At 63.8% G+C, this 15,749-nt stretch carries 15 protein-coding genes; 7 read left to right on the forward strand and 8 right to left on the reverse strand.

The window, feature by feature from the left end:
* Positions 1 to 22 precede the first annotated feature (22 nt).
* Together VR863_RS11910 and recQ are read right to left on the reverse strand one after the other, a co-directional pair.
* Positions 23 to 934: an SPFH domain-containing protein gene (locus tag VR863_RS11910; protein WP_324828684.1), complete on the reverse strand. Its 912-nt coding sequence runs from the start codon at positions 932 to 934 to the stop codon at positions 23 to 25.
* Positions 935 to 992: 58 nt separating this feature from the next.
* Entirely contained in the window at positions 993 to 2,783 is a 1,791-nt protein-coding gene (gene recQ / locus VR863_RS11915) for a DNA helicase RecQ (RefSeq protein ID WP_324828685.1), read from the reverse strand.
* A 136-nt stretch (positions 2,784 to 2,919) separates the two neighbouring features.
* On the opposite strand from recQ, the gene VR863_RS11920 reads away from it, so the two are divergent.
* The 6 genes from VR863_RS11920 to VR863_RS11945 all read left to right on the forward strand — a co-directional run bounded on the left by VR863_RS11920 (position 2,920) and on the right by VR863_RS11945 (position 8,033).
* On the forward strand, positions 2,920 to 3,213 hold the full coding sequence (locus VR863_RS11920; RefSeq protein ID WP_324828686.1) for a hypothetical protein: 294 nt from the start codon (positions 2,920 to 2,922) through the stop codon (positions 3,211 to 3,213).
* Between the two features lie 94 nt (positions 3,214 to 3,307).
* Complete coding sequence (locus tag VR863_RS11925; RefSeq protein ID WP_324828687.1) at positions 3,308 to 3,520, forward strand: hypothetical protein; 213 nt, start codon at positions 3,308 to 3,310, stop codon at positions 3,518 to 3,520.
* Entirely contained in the window at positions 3,517 to 4,701 is a 1,185-nt protein-coding gene (locus VR863_RS11930; RefSeq protein ID WP_324828688.1) for an acyl-CoA dehydrogenase family protein, read from the forward strand. The genes VR863_RS11925 and VR863_RS11930 overlap by 4 nt, the downstream gene beginning before the upstream one ends.
* Before the next feature lie 3 nt (positions 4,702 to 4,704).
* Positions 4,705 to 5,943, forward strand: coding sequence for a CoA transferase (locus VR863_RS11935; protein WP_324828689.1), 1,239 nt, complete (start codon positions 4,705 to 4,707; stop codon positions 5,941 to 5,943).
* A gap of 3 nt (positions 5,944 to 5,946) precedes the next feature.
* Complete coding sequence (locus VR863_RS11940) at positions 5,947 to 7,179, forward strand: acetyl-CoA C-acetyltransferase (RefSeq protein ID WP_324828690.1); 1,233 nt, start codon at positions 5,947 to 5,949, stop codon at positions 7,177 to 7,179.
* Positions 7,179 to 8,033 (forward strand): HTD2 family dehydratase, encoded by an 855-nt coding sequence (locus VR863_RS11945; protein ID WP_324828691.1) that lies wholly within the window; start codon positions 7,179 to 7,181, stop codon positions 8,031 to 8,033. The genes VR863_RS11940 and VR863_RS11945 overlap by 1 nt, the downstream gene beginning before the upstream one ends.
* Here VR863_RS11945 and ppk2 read toward each other — a convergent pair.
* Entirely contained in the window at positions 8,030 to 8,800 is a 771-nt protein-coding gene (gene ppk2, locus VR863_RS11950; RefSeq protein WP_324828692.1) for a polyphosphate kinase 2, read from the reverse strand. The genes VR863_RS11945 and ppk2 overlap by 4 nt on opposite strands.
* Positions 8,801 to 8,857: 57 nt before the next feature.
* On the opposite strand from ppk2, the gene phhA reads away from it, so the two are divergent.
* Positions 8,858 to 9,799 (forward strand): phenylalanine 4-monooxygenase, encoded by a 942-nt coding sequence (gene phhA, locus VR863_RS11955; protein ID WP_324828693.1) that lies wholly within the window; start codon positions 8,858 to 8,860, stop codon positions 9,797 to 9,799.
* A 116-nt stretch (positions 9,800 to 9,915) separates the two neighbouring features.
* On the opposite strand, the gene VR863_RS11960 is transcribed toward phhA, so the two are convergent.
* The 5 genes from VR863_RS11960 to VR863_RS11980 form a co-directional block, all read right to left on the reverse strand.
* Positions 9,916 to 10,173, reverse strand: coding sequence for a hypothetical protein (locus VR863_RS11960; RefSeq protein ID WP_324828694.1), 258 nt, complete (start codon positions 10,171 to 10,173; stop codon positions 9,916 to 9,918).
* Positions 10,174 to 10,266: 93 nt separating this feature from the next.
* On the reverse strand, positions 10,267 to 10,521 hold the full coding sequence (locus tag VR863_RS11965) for a GlsB/YeaQ/YmgE family stress response membrane protein (RefSeq protein WP_324828695.1): 255 nt from the start codon (positions 10,519 to 10,521) through the stop codon (positions 10,267 to 10,269).
* Between the two features lie 91 nt (positions 10,522 to 10,612).
* Positions 10,613 to 11,425 (reverse strand): undecaprenyl-diphosphate phosphatase, encoded by an 813-nt coding sequence (locus VR863_RS11970; RefSeq protein ID WP_324828696.1) that lies wholly within the window; start codon positions 11,423 to 11,425, stop codon positions 10,613 to 10,615.
* A gap of 81 nt (positions 11,426 to 11,506) precedes the next feature.
* Positions 11,507 to 13,648, reverse strand: coding sequence for a M13 family metallopeptidase (locus tag VR863_RS11975; RefSeq protein ID WP_324828697.1), 2,142 nt, complete (start codon positions 13,646 to 13,648; stop codon positions 11,507 to 11,509).
* Between the two features lie 124 nt (positions 13,649 to 13,772).
* Positions 13,773 to 15,599, reverse strand: a complete 1,827-nt coding sequence (locus VR863_RS11980; protein ID WP_324828698.1) for an ABC transporter transmembrane domain-containing protein — start codon at positions 15,597 to 15,599, stop codon at positions 13,773 to 13,775.
* Positions 15,600 to 15,749: the final 150 nt, after the last annotated feature.

Consider the following 15,749-nt stretch of genomic DNA (forward strand, 5'->3'; position numbering starts at 1 on the left):
TGCGCGCTCCTTCTTCAGCCTGTTAGTACAGCGAACCGGCGTTGATCACCGGATGCGCCTCGCGCTCACCGCACAGAACGACCATCAGGTTGGAAACCATGGCGGCCCGGCGCTCGTCATCGAGTTCGACGATCTTGTCCTGGCTCAATTTGGTCAGGGCATCCTCGACCATGCCCACCGCGCCCATCACCAGCTTGGCGCGGGCGGCGATGACCGCTTCGGCCTGCTGACGCTTGAGCATGGCGCTGGCAATTTCGGACGCATAGGCAAGATGCGTGAGACCCGCTTCATCGACGATGATGCCAGCCGTTTTCAGGCGTTCGTTCAATTCGATCAGCAGTTCGTTGTTCACGACTTCGCCGCTTCCGCGAAGGGTGACTTCCTCGTTTTCGAAGTCATCGTAGGGGTGCCGCGAACCGACCGTGCGAAGCCCGGCTTCGATCTGGATGTTCACGAACTGCTTGTAATCGTCGACATCGAAACTGGCCTGCGCGGTATCGGCCACACGCCACACGACGTTGCAGGCGATTTCGATCGGGTTGCCGCGCAGATCGTTGATCTTCACGCGTTCGGAATGGATGTTGTGCGCGCGGGCGGAAATCTTCTTGCGCATCATCCACGGCCATACCCAGCGCAGGCCTTCGGTGCGTTCGCTGCCGCGGTATTCCCCGAACAGGGTGATAACCGCCGCCTGGTTGGGCTGGATCATGAAGAAGCCCGAAGCGACCAGGATCAATCCAATCAGCGTCCCCAGGAGCGAGCCCACGAAGACCAGCTTGGCCGCTTTGGATGCGCCGCTGTCGGGCACCATGCCCGGCAAGGCCACGAGGGCAAAAATTGCCAGCGCCGCCAGGACGGCGAGCATGATGTAGCCGTTGTAACTTGATGCCGCACGTTCGCGGCTGACGTTCATTCCCCTGAGTTCGACAGACATGACGAATCCTCCTTTAATATAATTATGATATCATATTTATATCAAGAGAAGTTGGGCGTCAATGGCGTTCGACAACGCGCAGGAATTGCTCTCCATACGCTTCCAGCTTCTTGGCCCCGACCCCGGCGATCCGGCCCAGCGCGGCCAGGGATTGCGGGCGCTGCGCGGCCATTTCGCGCAAGGTGGCATCGTGGAAGATGACATAGGGCGGCACCTGCCCTTCGATCGCCAGTTCGCGCCGCAGTTCGCGCAAGGCATCGAACAGGGGGTCGCCCACCGGATTGGGCGTCGCATCACCCCGGCGGCCACGGCGTTCCCGCTTCGGCGGGATCGCGATCTCGACATTGCGCTCGCCCTTGAGGATGGCGCGGGCCGTGCCGCCCAGCGCCAGCCCGCCATGATCGGTCGCCACGAGAACCCCGCGCGCCTGCAACGCCCGCGCCAGCGGCTGGAGCAGGCCGGCTTCGTCGGCTTGGACAATTCCGAAGACCGACAGCTGGTCGTGCCCGCGCTGGCGGACACGCTCGTCCTCCACCCCCGTGAGGACCTTTTGCAGATGTCCCATGCCGAAGCTCTGGCCGGTCCGGTAGACGGCGCTGAGGAGCTTGCGCGAAAGTTCGCTCACATCGGTGACGCCGGGTTGCTCCAGACAGTTATCGCAATTGCCGCAGGCAGCCGGCGGGTCCTCGCCGAAATGGCGCAGCAGGACGGCGCGGCGGCATTCGGCGGTTTCCACCAGGCCGGCCAGCGCATCGAGCCGGGCACGCTCTGCGTTACGGCGTTCCTCGTCCACTTCGGCAAGGCGCTGGCGTGCGGTGGCGAAATCGCCCGCGCCCCAGAACATCGCCGCGCGTGCCGGGTCGCCATCGCGGCCCGCGCGTCCGGTTTCCTGGTAATAGGATTCGATCGACTTGGGCACGCCCACATGGGCCACGAAGCGCACATCAGGCTTGTCGATGCCCATGCCGAACGCGACCGTGGCGACGATCACCATGTCTTCCGAACCGACGAAGGCGGCCTGGTTCGCGGCCCGCACTTCCGGCGCCAGTCCGGCGTGATACGGAAGCACAGGCCGTCCCGTTTTTGCCGCCAGCTTTTCCGCCAGATCCTCGACCTTGCGGCGGGTCTGGGCGTAGACGATGCCCGGCCCGGCGTGTTCGGCCATCAACTGCGTAACCTGCGCCACGGGGTTGTCGCGGTGGCGCACGACATAGCGGATGTTGGGCCTGTCGAACCCGGCCAGAACCAACCCGCCCTCGGGAATGCCAAGCTGCGCCATCACGTCGGCGCGGGTCTGACGGTCGGCGGTGGCGGTCAGGGCAAGGCGGGGAACATCGGGGAAACTGTCGAGCAATCCGCGCAGCAGGCGGTAGTCCGGACGAAAATCATGCCCCCATTCGGAAACGCAGTGCGCCTCGTCCACGGCGAACAGGCAAATGGGCGCGGCGGACAGAAAATCGAGGAACGCGGGCTGGCTGGCCCGCTCGGGCGCGACATACAGCAGGTCCAGTTCGCCCCTGCGATAGGCATCCTGCGTTTCGCGCCAGTCCGCATCGGCGCTGGTCAGCGTGGCGGCGCGGATGCCGTTGGCGCGTGCGCTGCGAAGCTGGTCGTGCATCAGCGCGATCAGCGGGCTGATCACGACGCATGTGCCGTGCGACATGGCGGCGGGCAGTTGATAGGTCAGCGACTTGCCCGCCCCGGTGGGCATCACCGCCAGCGTCGACTGCCCCGCCAGCACGCGCGAAACCACTTCCGCCTGCCGTCCGCGAAAATCATCGAAACCGAAAATTGCCTTCAGCCGCGCACGCGCGGTGTCGATCATGGCGGGGCTGGCGTTGTCGGGCATGGTGCCTGATCGACGTCCCGGCGCCTGCGCGCAAGCGCCTGCGGCGCATTTTCCCCTTGCCCCATGCGCCCCACTCGCGCTTTAGACCTTTGCGAAAGCCCGGCGCTGCGCCGGGGCGCCAATAGGAGAAACGACCATGAAGTTCCGTATCGCGATTGCCAGTGCAGCCGCCCTCGTCCTCGCAGCCTGCGGCAACACCGAAGACGCGTCGGTCGAAGCCGAAGCCGACACCGTTGAAATCCCTGCCGACGACGCGCTGACCGATGTCGATGCCGAAGCCGTCGAAGATGCCGATGCCACCGCCGCCGACACCGAAGCGGGCGAAGGCCGCGAGGCCGCCGAAGCCGCGTCGATCGAGGAAGCCGGTGACGAAGCCGCTGCCACCGCCGAAGCGGCCATGGAAGCCATGGGCGACGATCTGGAAAACTGAGGACGGATCGGGGGCCGCGCACACATCGCGCCCCGCCGACCCCACGTGCCGTAGCGTCCTTTCCGTGACGCGCAGCACGCACTAGCTTGCGCCTATGAACCGACTCGCCCTGCTTCTCGCCGCGCTGCCCGCGCTTGCCTCCTGTTCGGACGGGGGGGACCAGCCGGTCGACGCCGTCACACCGGCGGAAGCCCAGGCGCTCGACGATGCAGCGGCAATGCTGGAGGAGCGGCGCCTGCCACCCGAAGCGCTAGAAGCGGACGGGGCAGATACGGGCGAAACGAACGAGGGAGAGACCGAGCAATGAGCACTGCGCCGAACCCGGGGATGGACGCGGATATCTTCGACCAGTTCCTCGACCAGCTCGAACGGTATGTCCGTGAACGCCTGATCCCCGCCGAAGCCGACGTCATCGCCGACGATCGCATCCCCGATGAAATCGTTGCCGAAATGAAGGACATGGGCCTGTTCGGCCTCACCGTTCCCGAAGATTTTGGCGGCGCGGGCCTCAACACCACGCAATACGCCAAGGTCGTCCACGCGATGGCTTATGCCGCGCCCGCCTTCCGTTCGATCTTCTCGATCAACGTCGGTATGTTCAATTCCGCGATCAAGAACGGCGGTACCGACGCGCAGAAGGCCGAATGGTGGCCGCAGGTCGCCGAAGGCAAGATTGCCTGCTTCGGCCTGACCGAGCCCGGTTCGGGCAGCGACAGCGCCGCCATGCAGACCACCGCCCGCCCCGACCCCGATGGCAATGGCTGGATTCTCAACGGGACCAAGCGTTACATCACCAACGCGCCCCACGCCGAGGTCGGCCTGATCATGGCCCGCACCGAGAAGGAGGCGCTGCCCAAGAACGCGCATGTTTCCGCCTTCATCGTCCCGATGGACACGCCCGGCGTTACCGTTGGCAGCGCGGACAAGAAGATGGGCCAGGCCGGCAGCCACATCGCCGACATCATCCTCGAGGATGTGCACGTCCCCGGCGATGCGCTGCTGGGCGGGGAAACCGGCAAGGGGTTCCGCTTTGCCATGATGAGCCTCGATAACGGGCGCATTTCTGTGGGCGCGGCGTCCACCGGCTACGCCCGCCGCGCGCTCGATTCCGCGCTTCGTTACGCCAACGAACGCAAGGCTTTCGGCGAACCGATCGCCAATTTCCAGCTGATCCAGCAAATGCTCGCCGAAAGCGAGACCGAAATCTACGCCGCCGAATGCATGATGGCCGATGTCACGGCGCGCGCCGACGCGGGCGAAAACATCCTGCGCAAGGCCGCCGCCTTCAAGGTCTTCGCGTCCGAAATGTGCGGCCGCGTGGTGGACCGTGTGGTGCAGGTTTATGGCGGCGCCGGATACCTGGCCGAATACGACGCCGAGCGGTTCTTCCGCGACGCGCGTATCTACCGGATCTACGAAGGCACGACGCAAATCCTGCAGCTCCAGATCGCCAAGCACATGCTGCGCGAATACGCAGCGCAGGCGTAGGGCATGTACAATCTCCTTTCGGGTCTTTCCGTCATCGAAACCTCGAGCTTCGTCGCATCACCCACCGCCGGTCTGTATTGCGCGCAGATGGGGGCCGAAGTCATCCGGGTCGATCACAAGGAAGGCGGCCTCGACTACGATCGCTACATGCTGACCGAAGCGGGCCGATCGCTCAGTTGGGAAAACCTCAACCGGGCCAAGAAATCGGTCGCGCTCGACCTTCGCAGCGGCGAAGGGCGCGAATTGCTGGTCGAACTGGCGGCGACGACTGGCAATCTGATCACGAACCTGCCGGAAAAAAGCTTCCTGTCGCATGGCGCCGTTGCGGCGCGCCAGCCCGACGGCGCGCCCGATCTTGTCAGCGTACGGATCATGGGCTGGCACGATGGCCGGCAGGCGATGGATTTCACGGTCAACGCCGCCAGCGGCTATCCACTGATGTGCGGGCCGGAAGATTGGGACATGGCCAATGCGCCGCCGGTCAACCAGGTGCTGCCCGCGTGGGATTTCATCACGGGTGCCTATTGCGCCTTCGCGCTTCTCGCCGCGTTGCGCCACCGTGACGCCACCGGCGAAGGCAACGAGGTGAGGGTTCCGCTCGGCGACGTCGCCATCGGCACCATGGCCAACAGCGGCGCCCTTGCGGAAATGCTGTATCGGGGCGCGGACCGCGAACGGCTCGGCAACGCGATATGGGGCGCGTTCGGGCGCGATTTCAGGAGCCGTGACGGCGTTCGCTTCATGGTCGCCGCCCTGACGCCAAAGCAGTGGGACGGGCTGGTCGCAGCCTTCGGGCTCGGTGACGCCATCACCGCACTGGAAGGCGAACTGGGTGTGCGGTTCGCCGATGGGGACGGGCCGCGCTTCGAAAACCGGCACCGCCTGTTCGACCTGTTCCAGGACGCTGCCGCAAACGCTGACTGGGCCGACCTGTCCGCACGCCTGGCAGCGCAGGGAACCACGTTCGAGCGGTATCGCACCATGCACGAAGCGGCGAGCGATCCGGAACTTGTGACGAACAATCCCCTGTTCGGCCCGGCCCCTGCCAACCCCAGCGGTTTCGATTACCCGGCAACCCGCAGCTTTGCCAACATGCCCGGACGGGACGTGGGCAACCCTGCCCCTGCCCCGTATCTCGGCCAGCATACCGAAGAAGTCCTGGCCAACCGGCTCGGCCTTTCTTCCGGCGCGATCGGCACGCTCGTCGACCGCGGTATCGCCCGCCTTTCCGACAAGGAATAGATCATGACGTCACTTCGCCGTGTAGCCATCTGCAAGCCGCTCCGCACACCCGTGGGCAAATTCCTCGGTTCGCTCGCCCCGCTCGAAGCGGGCCAGCTGGGTGCCGTCATCATCAAGGCGCTGATCGAACGCAGCGGCGTCGATCCGCTGCGCGTGGACGATGTCGTCTTCAGCCAGGGCTACGGCAGCGGCGAAGCCCCGGCGATCGGGCGATGGAGCTGGCTTGCCGCCGGCTATCCCATCGAAGTGCCCGGATTCCAGCTCGACCGGCGCTGCGGATCGGGTCTTCAGGCGGTCGCGACGGCGGCCATGATGGTCCAGACCGGCGTTGCCGACTGCGTGCTGGCCGGCGGGGTGGAAAGCATGTCCAACGTGGAACATTACACCACGCAGGCCCGCCATGGCGCGCGCATGGGCGACATGGCCCTGTGGGACCGGCTGACGCGCGGCCGCCTGATGAGCCAGCCGATCGAACGGTTCGGCGTCATCACCGGCATGATCGAGACGGCAGAAAATCTCGCCAAGGATTACGGCATCACCCGCGAAGAGGCCGATGCCTTCGCGGTGAAAAGCCACCGCAACGCCGCCCGCGCATGGGACGAAGGCAAGTTCGACGAACAGTTGGTCCCGGTCGAACTGCCGCAGCGCAAGGGCGACCCGGTGGTTTTCGCCAAGGACGAAGGTTTCCGCGCCGACGCCACCGAAGAAAGCCTCGCGGCGCTGCGCGCCATCGACCTAAAGCGTGACCCCGATGCCATCGTGACAGCCGGCAACGCCAGCCAGCAGAACGACGCCGCGGCAGCGTGCCTTGTCGTTGCCGAAGACAAGGTCGAGGAATTGGGCCTCGAGCCGAAACTGTGGTTCCATTCATGGAGCGCGGCCGGATGCGATCCGAGCCGCATGGGCATCGGCCCGGTTCCGGCAGTCGACCGCCTTTTCGCACGCAACGGGCTGGGCTGGGACGATATCGGGCTGGTCGAACTGAACGAAGCGTTCGCCCCGCAGGCGCTCGCCGTGCTGGAGGGCTGGGGGTGGTCCAAGGACGATTCGCGCCGAGATATCCTCAACGTCAACGGATCGGGCATTTCCCTGGGTCATCCCATCGGCGCGACCGGCATTCGCATTCTGGCCGACATGGCGCATGAAATGCAGCGGCGCGAAGTGCGCTACGGCCTGGAAACCATGTGCATCGGCGGCGGACAAGGGATGGCCGCGGTGTTCGAGCGCGCCGCCTGATGGGCGCATGGGTGGACTGGATCGGTCGCGAGCATACTGCCCTCGACACGCTCGATCCTGCCTTGGCGGCGCGGTGGTGCGCCACGTTCGACCGCGCGCTGCCCTCTGGCGGGGTGATGCCGCAGGGTGTCCATTTTTGCCTCTGCACACCCGATGCGCCGACACGCAAGCTGGGCGATGACGGGCATCCCGAACGCGACGATACCGCCGCAAGCTTCTTTCCGCCCGTTCCCCAACCGCGCCGGATGTGGGCATCGAGCGCGATCTCCTTTGCCGCGCCTATCGCCACCGGCGCGGCCATCAGTCGCACCTCGCGCATTGCATCGGTCGAAGAGAAATCGGGAAAGTCGGGATCGCTTGTCTTTGTCGACGTGACCCATGAAACCCGCGCCGACGGCGAACTGGCCGTCACCGAACGCCAGACACTGGTGTACCGCGACGCCGCTGCGCCCGACGCGCCGCTGACCCCGCCGGCCGTGTCCGGCGATCGTTTCGATCCGGGATCATGGGACACGCACCGCACTCTGGTCCCCGACCCGCGGCTGCTGTTCCGCTTTTCTGCGCTGACCTTCAACACGCACCGCATCCACTATGACGCCCCCTATGCAAGCGAGATCGAACGGTATCGTGGCCTGGTGGTCCACGGCCCGCTCATGGCCACCTTGCTCCTCCAGATGGCGGGCGAGGAATTGGGCGAGAATCGCCTTGCCACCTTTGGCTTTCGTGCCATGAGCCCGGCCATCGCGGGTGACGAGCTGCACCTGGTGATGCGCCAGGAAAGCGCTGGGATAGAACTGGCCGCAGTGGCCGCCGACGGCCGCGAAATCGTCAAGGCGCGGGCCAGCCTCGCTTAGGTTTCCGGAAAACTGGCGATCGGATCGATCACCGAATAGCTTTCTGCACGCGCTTCTCCGGCGAGCGGCGGGAAGTCTATGGCAGCAGGCTCAATCCGCGTGTCGGGAAGCCGGTCGAGCAGATCGCGCACAAGGGTCAGACGCCCGCGTTTCTGGTCGTTGAAATCGACCAGCGTCCACGGCGCCCAATCGGTGTGCGTCGCGGCCAGCATCGCTTCGCGCGCGGCGGTATAATCAGCGTATCTGGCGCGGGCCGCGAGATCGACGGGGGACAGCTTCCAGCGTTTGAGCGGATCTTCCAGCCGTTCGCGCAGCCGTTCTTCCTGCTGGTCCTGATCGGCCGTGAGCCAGTATTTGAACAGCAATATCCCGTCATCGACCAGCATGCGTTCGAATATGGGTGCCTGACGCAGGAAATCGTCCACCTGCTTGTCGTCGGCGTAGCCCATGACCTTTTCGACCCCGGCGCGGTTGTACCAGCTGCGATCGAACAACACGATTTCGCCCGAGCTGGGAAGGTGCGCGGCATAGCGCTGGAAATACCATTGCGTCTGCTCAGCTTCGGTGGGTTTCGACAGGGCCACCACCCGGCACTGGCGCGGATTCAACCGTTCGCGCACGGCCTTGATCGCGCCGCCCTTGCCCGCGGTGTCACGCCCTTCGAACAGGATCACGATGCGCTGACCGGTCGCCCTGGCCCACCGCGCCATCGCGACAAGCTCTTCCTCCATCGGATCGAGGGCGGCTTCGTATTCGCTGGTCTTCATGGCGTTCTCCCTCGCGATTTGTGTGCCGGCCACAATGGTAGTATCATCGGCAACGATATGGCCACACTCGCAGATCCCGAACAGGACTTTAGCCGTCTTCCCGATCTTCCGGCAGACGTTTTTACCGCGCCGCTCAAAAAGCCGGACCATGTTGGCGATGACTGGCTGGAGCCGCGGCAAACGCGTTACGATTCCGAAGACGATGCGATCTGGAACGATCTTTTCGCGCGCCAGATGGACGTCTTGCCCGGGCGTGCAGCCACCGCCTTCATGCACGGCACCGAAAAACTCGATCTGGGGCGCGGCGGCGTTCCCGAATTCGGCCAGCTTTCGGAAGATCTGGGCAAGTTGACGGGGTGGAGCGTGGTGCCCGTGCCGATGCTGATCCCCGATCATGTGTTCTTCTGGCATCTTGCCAACCGCCGGTTTCCCGCCGGGAACTTCATCCGCACGCGCGAAACCTTCGACTACATCCAGGAACCGGACGTGTTCCACGACGTGTTCGGCCATGTCCCGATGCTGACCGATCCGGTCTACGCCGATTACATGCAGGAATACGGGCGCGCCGGCTGGAAGGCGATGCGGTACAACCGCTTGAAGGCGCTGGGATCGTTATACTGGTACACGGTCGAATTCGGCCTGATCCAGGAGGCGCCCGGCGATCTGCGCGCCTATGGCGCAGGCATTCTGTCAGGCCCGACCGAGGTGGTTTATGCCATCGAGGCGCAAAGCCCCAATCGCATCATGCTGAACGTCGATCGCGTGATGCGCACCGATTACGTGATCAGCGATCTGCAACCGACCTATTTCGTCATCGACAGCTTCGAAGATCTCTACCGCCAGACAGTCGAACGGGATTTCGACAAGCTGTACCGCAGCCTTGGCGCCGGTTTCACATATGCCAACACCGCGGTGATCGATGTCGATTACGTGGTCAACGAAGGCACCCTTGAATACACCCTTCGCGGTGGGCGCGGCAGCGGGGCAAAGCCTGTCTGACACTTATCGCGGGTGCGCTTCGACCGATAAATCCATCGGCCAACAAGAACGGCCAACAAAAAACCGGCCCGGAATTGCTTCCGGGCCGGTTTTCGTATGGCTTGGAGCCGTTCCGATTACTCGGCGGCTTCGTCCATGGCTTCGCCCTGCTCTTCCATGGCGTCGGCCTGGTCTTCAGCCTGGTCCGTGATGGCATCTTCCTGGGCGTCGGTGATTTCACCGGCGTCTTCCATGGCTTCTGCCTGTTCGTTCACGACTTCAGCCTGCTGTTCGCCGGCATCTTCCATCGCGTTTTCGTTCGCGCCGTCGCAAGCTGCGAGGCCGAGGCTGAGAGCGGCGGCCGAAGCGACGATCGTTGCTTTGTTGAACTTCATGGTAGTCTTCCCCTTTGTTTTGGTGATGCCGCAAGAAACGGGCACACCTTCGTAATACCGATAACGTAATACCGATAAAATTTGAATTGAAAATCAGTGAACTGCGTACTGTTTTACCAGACTGTAGATACCAATCGCAATGGCGGCTCCCAGAACAGCCCACAACAGGGCAACTCCGCTGACCGCACCGAAAATGACGCCGTTCCCGGCGATCATGCCGGCAACCAGCGATCCGGCAACGCCCGCAATGGCGTGTGCCAGAATGCTGCGGCCGTCCTCAACGCGCAATATGATTGTCGCAAGCCAACCGAGGATGGCACCCACAACAATCAGAATCAAAAGGCCCATGGGTCTTTATCCTTCGCATTCACATCAACGTAACAAATCCGATCCGCACAAAAGGTTCCGAGATCGTTTCGCCAAAAGTGATCGAAGGCGATCAGCCGAAGGTCAGATAGGCCAGCACGGCCGATCCGGCGACGATGCGGTACCACGCGAACGGGGCGAACCCGCTGCGGCCGACATAGGCGACGAAAGCCCGGATCACCGCCAGCGCGACGATAAAGCTGACGACGAAGCCGACCGCGATCTCTCCCCATCCCACCCGGGTGCTGCCGGCCATGAGGCTTTCGTACTTTGTTGCGATTTCCAGGGTCGATGCGCCGATCATCGTGGGCACCGCTAGAAAGAAGGAAAATTCCGCCGCCGTCTTGCGGTTGATGCCCATCGCGAGCGCACCCATGATCGTGGCGCCCGAACGGCTGACACCCGGCACCATCGCAAGGCACTGGGCAAAGCCTACGCCGAGAACCTTGAGCAAGGGCAGGTCGGCAACGGTTTCTTCGCCGTGCGGATTGGCGGTGCGTTCGATCACCAGGATCGCGATCCCGCCCACGATCAGCGCCCACGGCACGATGATCGGCGTTCCCAGCATCTGTTCGAAATTCTTGTAGAAAGTGAAGCCGATCACGGCGCTGGGCAGGAACCCGAGGAGGATGTTGCGCGCGAACATCAGGCCTTCGCGTTCGCCCTTGAGGACGCCCATACCCGCGCTCCAGAAGGTGCCCCAATACTGGTAGACCACTGCCAGGATCGCGCCCAACTGGATGACGACGTTGAACATCGCCCATTCCTGCGGGTCCGCCCCGCTCAGTTCAGTGGCGAGGATCAAATGCCCGGTCGATGACACGGGAATGAATTCGGTCAGCCCTTCGACAATGCCGAGGAAGATCGCGGTGAAAATGTCGTTCATCGCGATCAGCCACAAGAGAAACGGGCGGGACAAGTCAAGCGACCTGTCCCGCCCGTAGCGGTTTTTAGCGATGAAGTGAGTTTACCAGATGCGGATGCGCTGTTCCGGCGGCAGGTAAAGTTCGTCGTCCGGCGTCACGCCGAAGGCTTCGTACCATTCGTCCATGTTCCGCACGACGCCATTCGTCCGGTATTCTTCCGGACTGTGTGAATCGGTGCGGAGACGGTTGCGGTAGCTTTCTTCGCGCTGCTGCGAACGCCACACCTGCGCCCACGCCAGGAAGAAGCGCTGGTCGCCGGTCAGGCCGTCGATGACCTTGTCTTCCTTGCCGCCGAGGTGGAGCTTGTACGCACGGTAGGCGAGGCTGAGGCCACCGAGGTCGCCAATGTTTTCGCCCAGTGTCAGACGCCCGTTTACGCAGGTTTCTCCATCATCGAGCGGGCAGAAGCCGTTGTACTGTTCGACAAGCGCGTTGCCGAGCGCGTCGAAAGCGCCGCGGTCGTCGTCGGTCCACCAGTTGCGCAGCGCGCCCTGGGCATCGGATTTCGAACCCTGGTCGTCGAAGCCATGGCCGATCTCATGGCCGATCACGCCGCCGATTCCGCCGTAATTCACCGCCGCATCGGCGGTGATGCCGAAGAAGGGCTGCTGCAGGATGGCCGCCGGGAAGACGATTTCGTTGAGCGTGGAATAATAGTACGCGTTGACCGTCTGGGGCAGCATGAACCACTCGGTCCGGTCGATCGGACCGCCCAGCTTCGCCAGATCCTTGTCCCAGCTCCAGCGCGCCACCGCCATGCGGTTGGCAAGCGGGTTGGTCCCCGAAATCGCCAGCCCCTGATAGGTGTCGAGATTGTCGCGATAGCCGATCTTCGGAGTGAAGCTGTCCAGCTTGGCGCGCGCTTCGTCCTTGGTCTCTTCGCTCATCCAGTCGATTTCGTCGATGCTGGCAGCAAGCGCGAGCCGCAGGTTGACGACCAGTTCGTCCATCGCGGCCTTGTTTTCAGGCGGGAAGTACCGCTCGACATAGGATGCGCCGACGAGTTCGCCCAGCTGGCCTTCGGTGGCATCGATGGCCCGCTTCCAGCGGGGGCGCTGTTCGGGCGTGCCGCTCAGCACGGTGCCGTAGAACGCGAAATCGGCCTCATCGAAGCGCGTGGGCAGGACAGAAGCGTTGTCGTCGAGGAATTCCTTGAGCGTCCAGGCCTGCAGAACTTCGATCGGCGTGTTGACGATCAGTTCGAACATCGCCGGCGTACCGCCACCGATCTTGCCAAGCGTGTCTTCGCTCAGGCCCAGTTCCGCCGCGCGTTCGGTGCTCGGCGGAAGGTCGCCGACGATGAACCGGTCGGCATCGCCGAAACCGCTCGTGGCCAAGGCCGACGTCAGCGGGAAGCCGGCGGCGATTGCCGTCATCTCTTCCGGCGTCAGGGCGTTATAGGTCAGGTCGCGGTTGCGCCGCGTGGCACGGTCCCAGCTTACCTTGCGGGCGATGCTGTCTTCGAAGTCATAGACCGTCTGCGCCATGGCCGCAGGATCGGCATAGCCCGCTTCGGTGAACAGGAAGGTCAGGTATTCGCGATACTTGGTCTGGATGCCGACACCCTTCTCGCTCTCGTCGAGATAGTAGTCGCGGTCCGGCAGGCCGAGGCCGCCCGATCCGAAGTAGACCGAATAGCGCGTCGGGTCCTTGGCATCGACGCCGACACCGCCGCCGATGGGCGATGCGTAACCGGGCGTGCCCCACAGAACGGCCAGTTCGGCCAATGTGCTGGCGCCCTGGATCTGGTCGATATAGGGCTGCGCCGGGGCAAGACCCGCAGCGTCGATCGCAGCGGTATCGAGATAGGACTTATAGGCATCGACGATGCGCTTTTCGTCCGCGGTGAGCGATGCCGGGTCCTTGGAGGTCAGTTCCTCGACAAGCGCGGACACATCGCTGGTGGACTTTTCGCGCAGCAGGTTGAACGCACCAAAGCGGCTGAATTCGGCCGGAAGCGGGTTCGCATCGAGCCATTTCTGGTTGGCATAGGCGAAAAAGTCGTCACCCGGATCGACATTGGCCGAAAGGTATTGCGGATCGAAACCCCAAGTGCCGAAGCTCATGGTGGGCAGAGGGGTCTTTTCTTCGACCTTCTTTTCTTCGTGGTGTTCGGCCAGGGCCGGTGTCGCGAGCGTCAGCGCAAGGGCGCTGGCACCAGCGGCCAGAATGGTGCGGAACATGTAGGCAGTCTCCCAAAAATCGACGCCGGCCCGAACGGACCGGTGTCAGAATGGCGTTCGATTAGCAGAGGCCCCCGCGGGCGCGATGCAGTTCATCGGCTGCTACGCACGTTCCGCAGAAGAATCAGACGTTTTCGAGGCCGAATTGCAGCGTGGCGAGGCGTGCGTAGAGCCCGTCGGCTCCGGCCAGTTCGGCATGGTTACCCTGTTCCACGATGCGGCCATCTTCCATCACCACGATGCGGTCCGCCGCGCGGACGGTAGACAACCGGTGCGCGATGACCAGCGTGGTGCGATTTTCCATCAGCTGCTCCAGCGCGTCCTGCACCAGGCGTTCGCTTTCGGCGTCCAGCGCGCTGGTCGCTTCGTCGAGCAGCAGGATCGGCGCATCGCGCAACAACGCGCGGGCGATCGCAATACGCTGGCGCTGACCACCCGAAAGCTGGGTCCCGCTTTCGCCGAGATAGGTGTCGAGCCGCTTGGGTAGCTTTTCGAGGAATTCGGCGGCGTTGGCCGCACGCGCCGCTGCCCAGATCTCGTCATCGCTTGCATCCCAGCGGCCGTAACGCAGGTTATCGCGGGCGTTGGCGCTGAACAGTACGCCTTCTTGCGGCACATAGGCCATGCGCTGGCGGATCGCCGCCGGATCGGCGCTGGTCAACGGCACGCCATCGAGACGGATAGACCCCGCCTGAGGGTCATAGAACCGTTCGGCCAGCTGGAAGATCGTGGATTTGCCGGCACCCGAAGGCCCGACGATGGCCACCGTTTCGCCCGGTTCGACCTCGAGGTTGAAGTCGGAAATGGCCGGGGCTTCGAGCCGGGTGGGATAGCGGAAGGTGACATTGCGAAACGACAGGCTGCCGCGCGGCGGTTCGGGCAGCGCCTGTGGCCGCGCGGGCGGCGCGATGCCGGGTTTTTCCTCGAGCAGTTCGGCAAGGCGGCTGGCAGCCCCGGCCCCGCGCAGCAGATCGCCGTACACTTCGGTCAGCGCCCCGAAAGCGCCGGCCACGAGGCCCGCCGTCAGGACGAAGGCGGCGATCGTGCCGCCCGAAATCGTGCCTTCGCTGACGGCTTCGGCGCCCCGCCAGACCAGCATGGTGACCCCGCCGAATACGCACAGGATCACGATGGCAGTCATTGCCGCGCGGATGATCACGCGCCGCTTGGCCGTGGTAAAGGTGTTCTCCACCGCTTCCTGGAAACGTTCGTGCTCGCGTTCTTCCTGGTTGAAACCCTGCACGATCTTCATCGCGCCAAGAACCTCTGTCACCATCGCGCCGATATCGGCGACGCGATCCTGGCTGGTGCGGCTGACCTTGCGCAGCCGCCGCCCGAAAATGGTGATCGGTATGACCACCGCCGGGATGATCAGGAACAGGCCCATCGTCAGGCTGGGGACCAGCCAGAACAGATAGGCCGTCCCGCCAATCGCCATCAGCAGGTTGCGCAGGGCGACCGACACGGTCGTCCCCACCACCTGTTCGATCAGCGCGGTATCGCTGGTCATCCGGCTGGAAATTTCCTTGGGGCTGTTTTCCTCGTAGAAACCGGGCGCGAGACGCAACAGGTTTTCCTGCACCTTCAGGCGTATGTCGGCGACCACGCGTTCACCCAGCCAGCTGACGAAGTAGAACCGCATCGCGGTCCCCATGGACAGCACCACGACGATCATCAGAAGATACCGGAACCAGCGGCCCATTGCCGCCGGATCGGAACCCGACGCGAACCCCTTGTCGACCACCATCTTGAAACCGGCGGGGATCGCCAGCGTTGCGGAAGCGGTGATCAGGAGGGCGAGCAACGCCAGGGCAACATGCCCCGGATAGCGCTTGCCTGCATCCCACACCATGCGAAGCGGCTTGAGCGAGCGCTGACGCGGCTCCGCATCCACCTGTTTGCGCCCCAGCCTGCGCCGTTTCGGCGCGTCCGATACTGTTTGCCCGTCCATCGCCCCCACGTAGGTTGCGCGGAACGGAAAATCCACTGGCGAGGCGGCCCCCAGGCACATTCTTGGCGATTGTGCATTGCACAAATGCGGCCAGCCCGTCAGGATGCCCCCATTCCGGTCGGCACCAGACAATAGAACATGCCCGGCCAG

It is taken from the genome of Qipengyuania zhejiangensis (assembly GCF_035607565.1).
GTDB lineage: Bacteria > Pseudomonadota > Alphaproteobacteria > Sphingomonadales > Sphingomonadaceae > Qipengyuania > Qipengyuania zhejiangensis.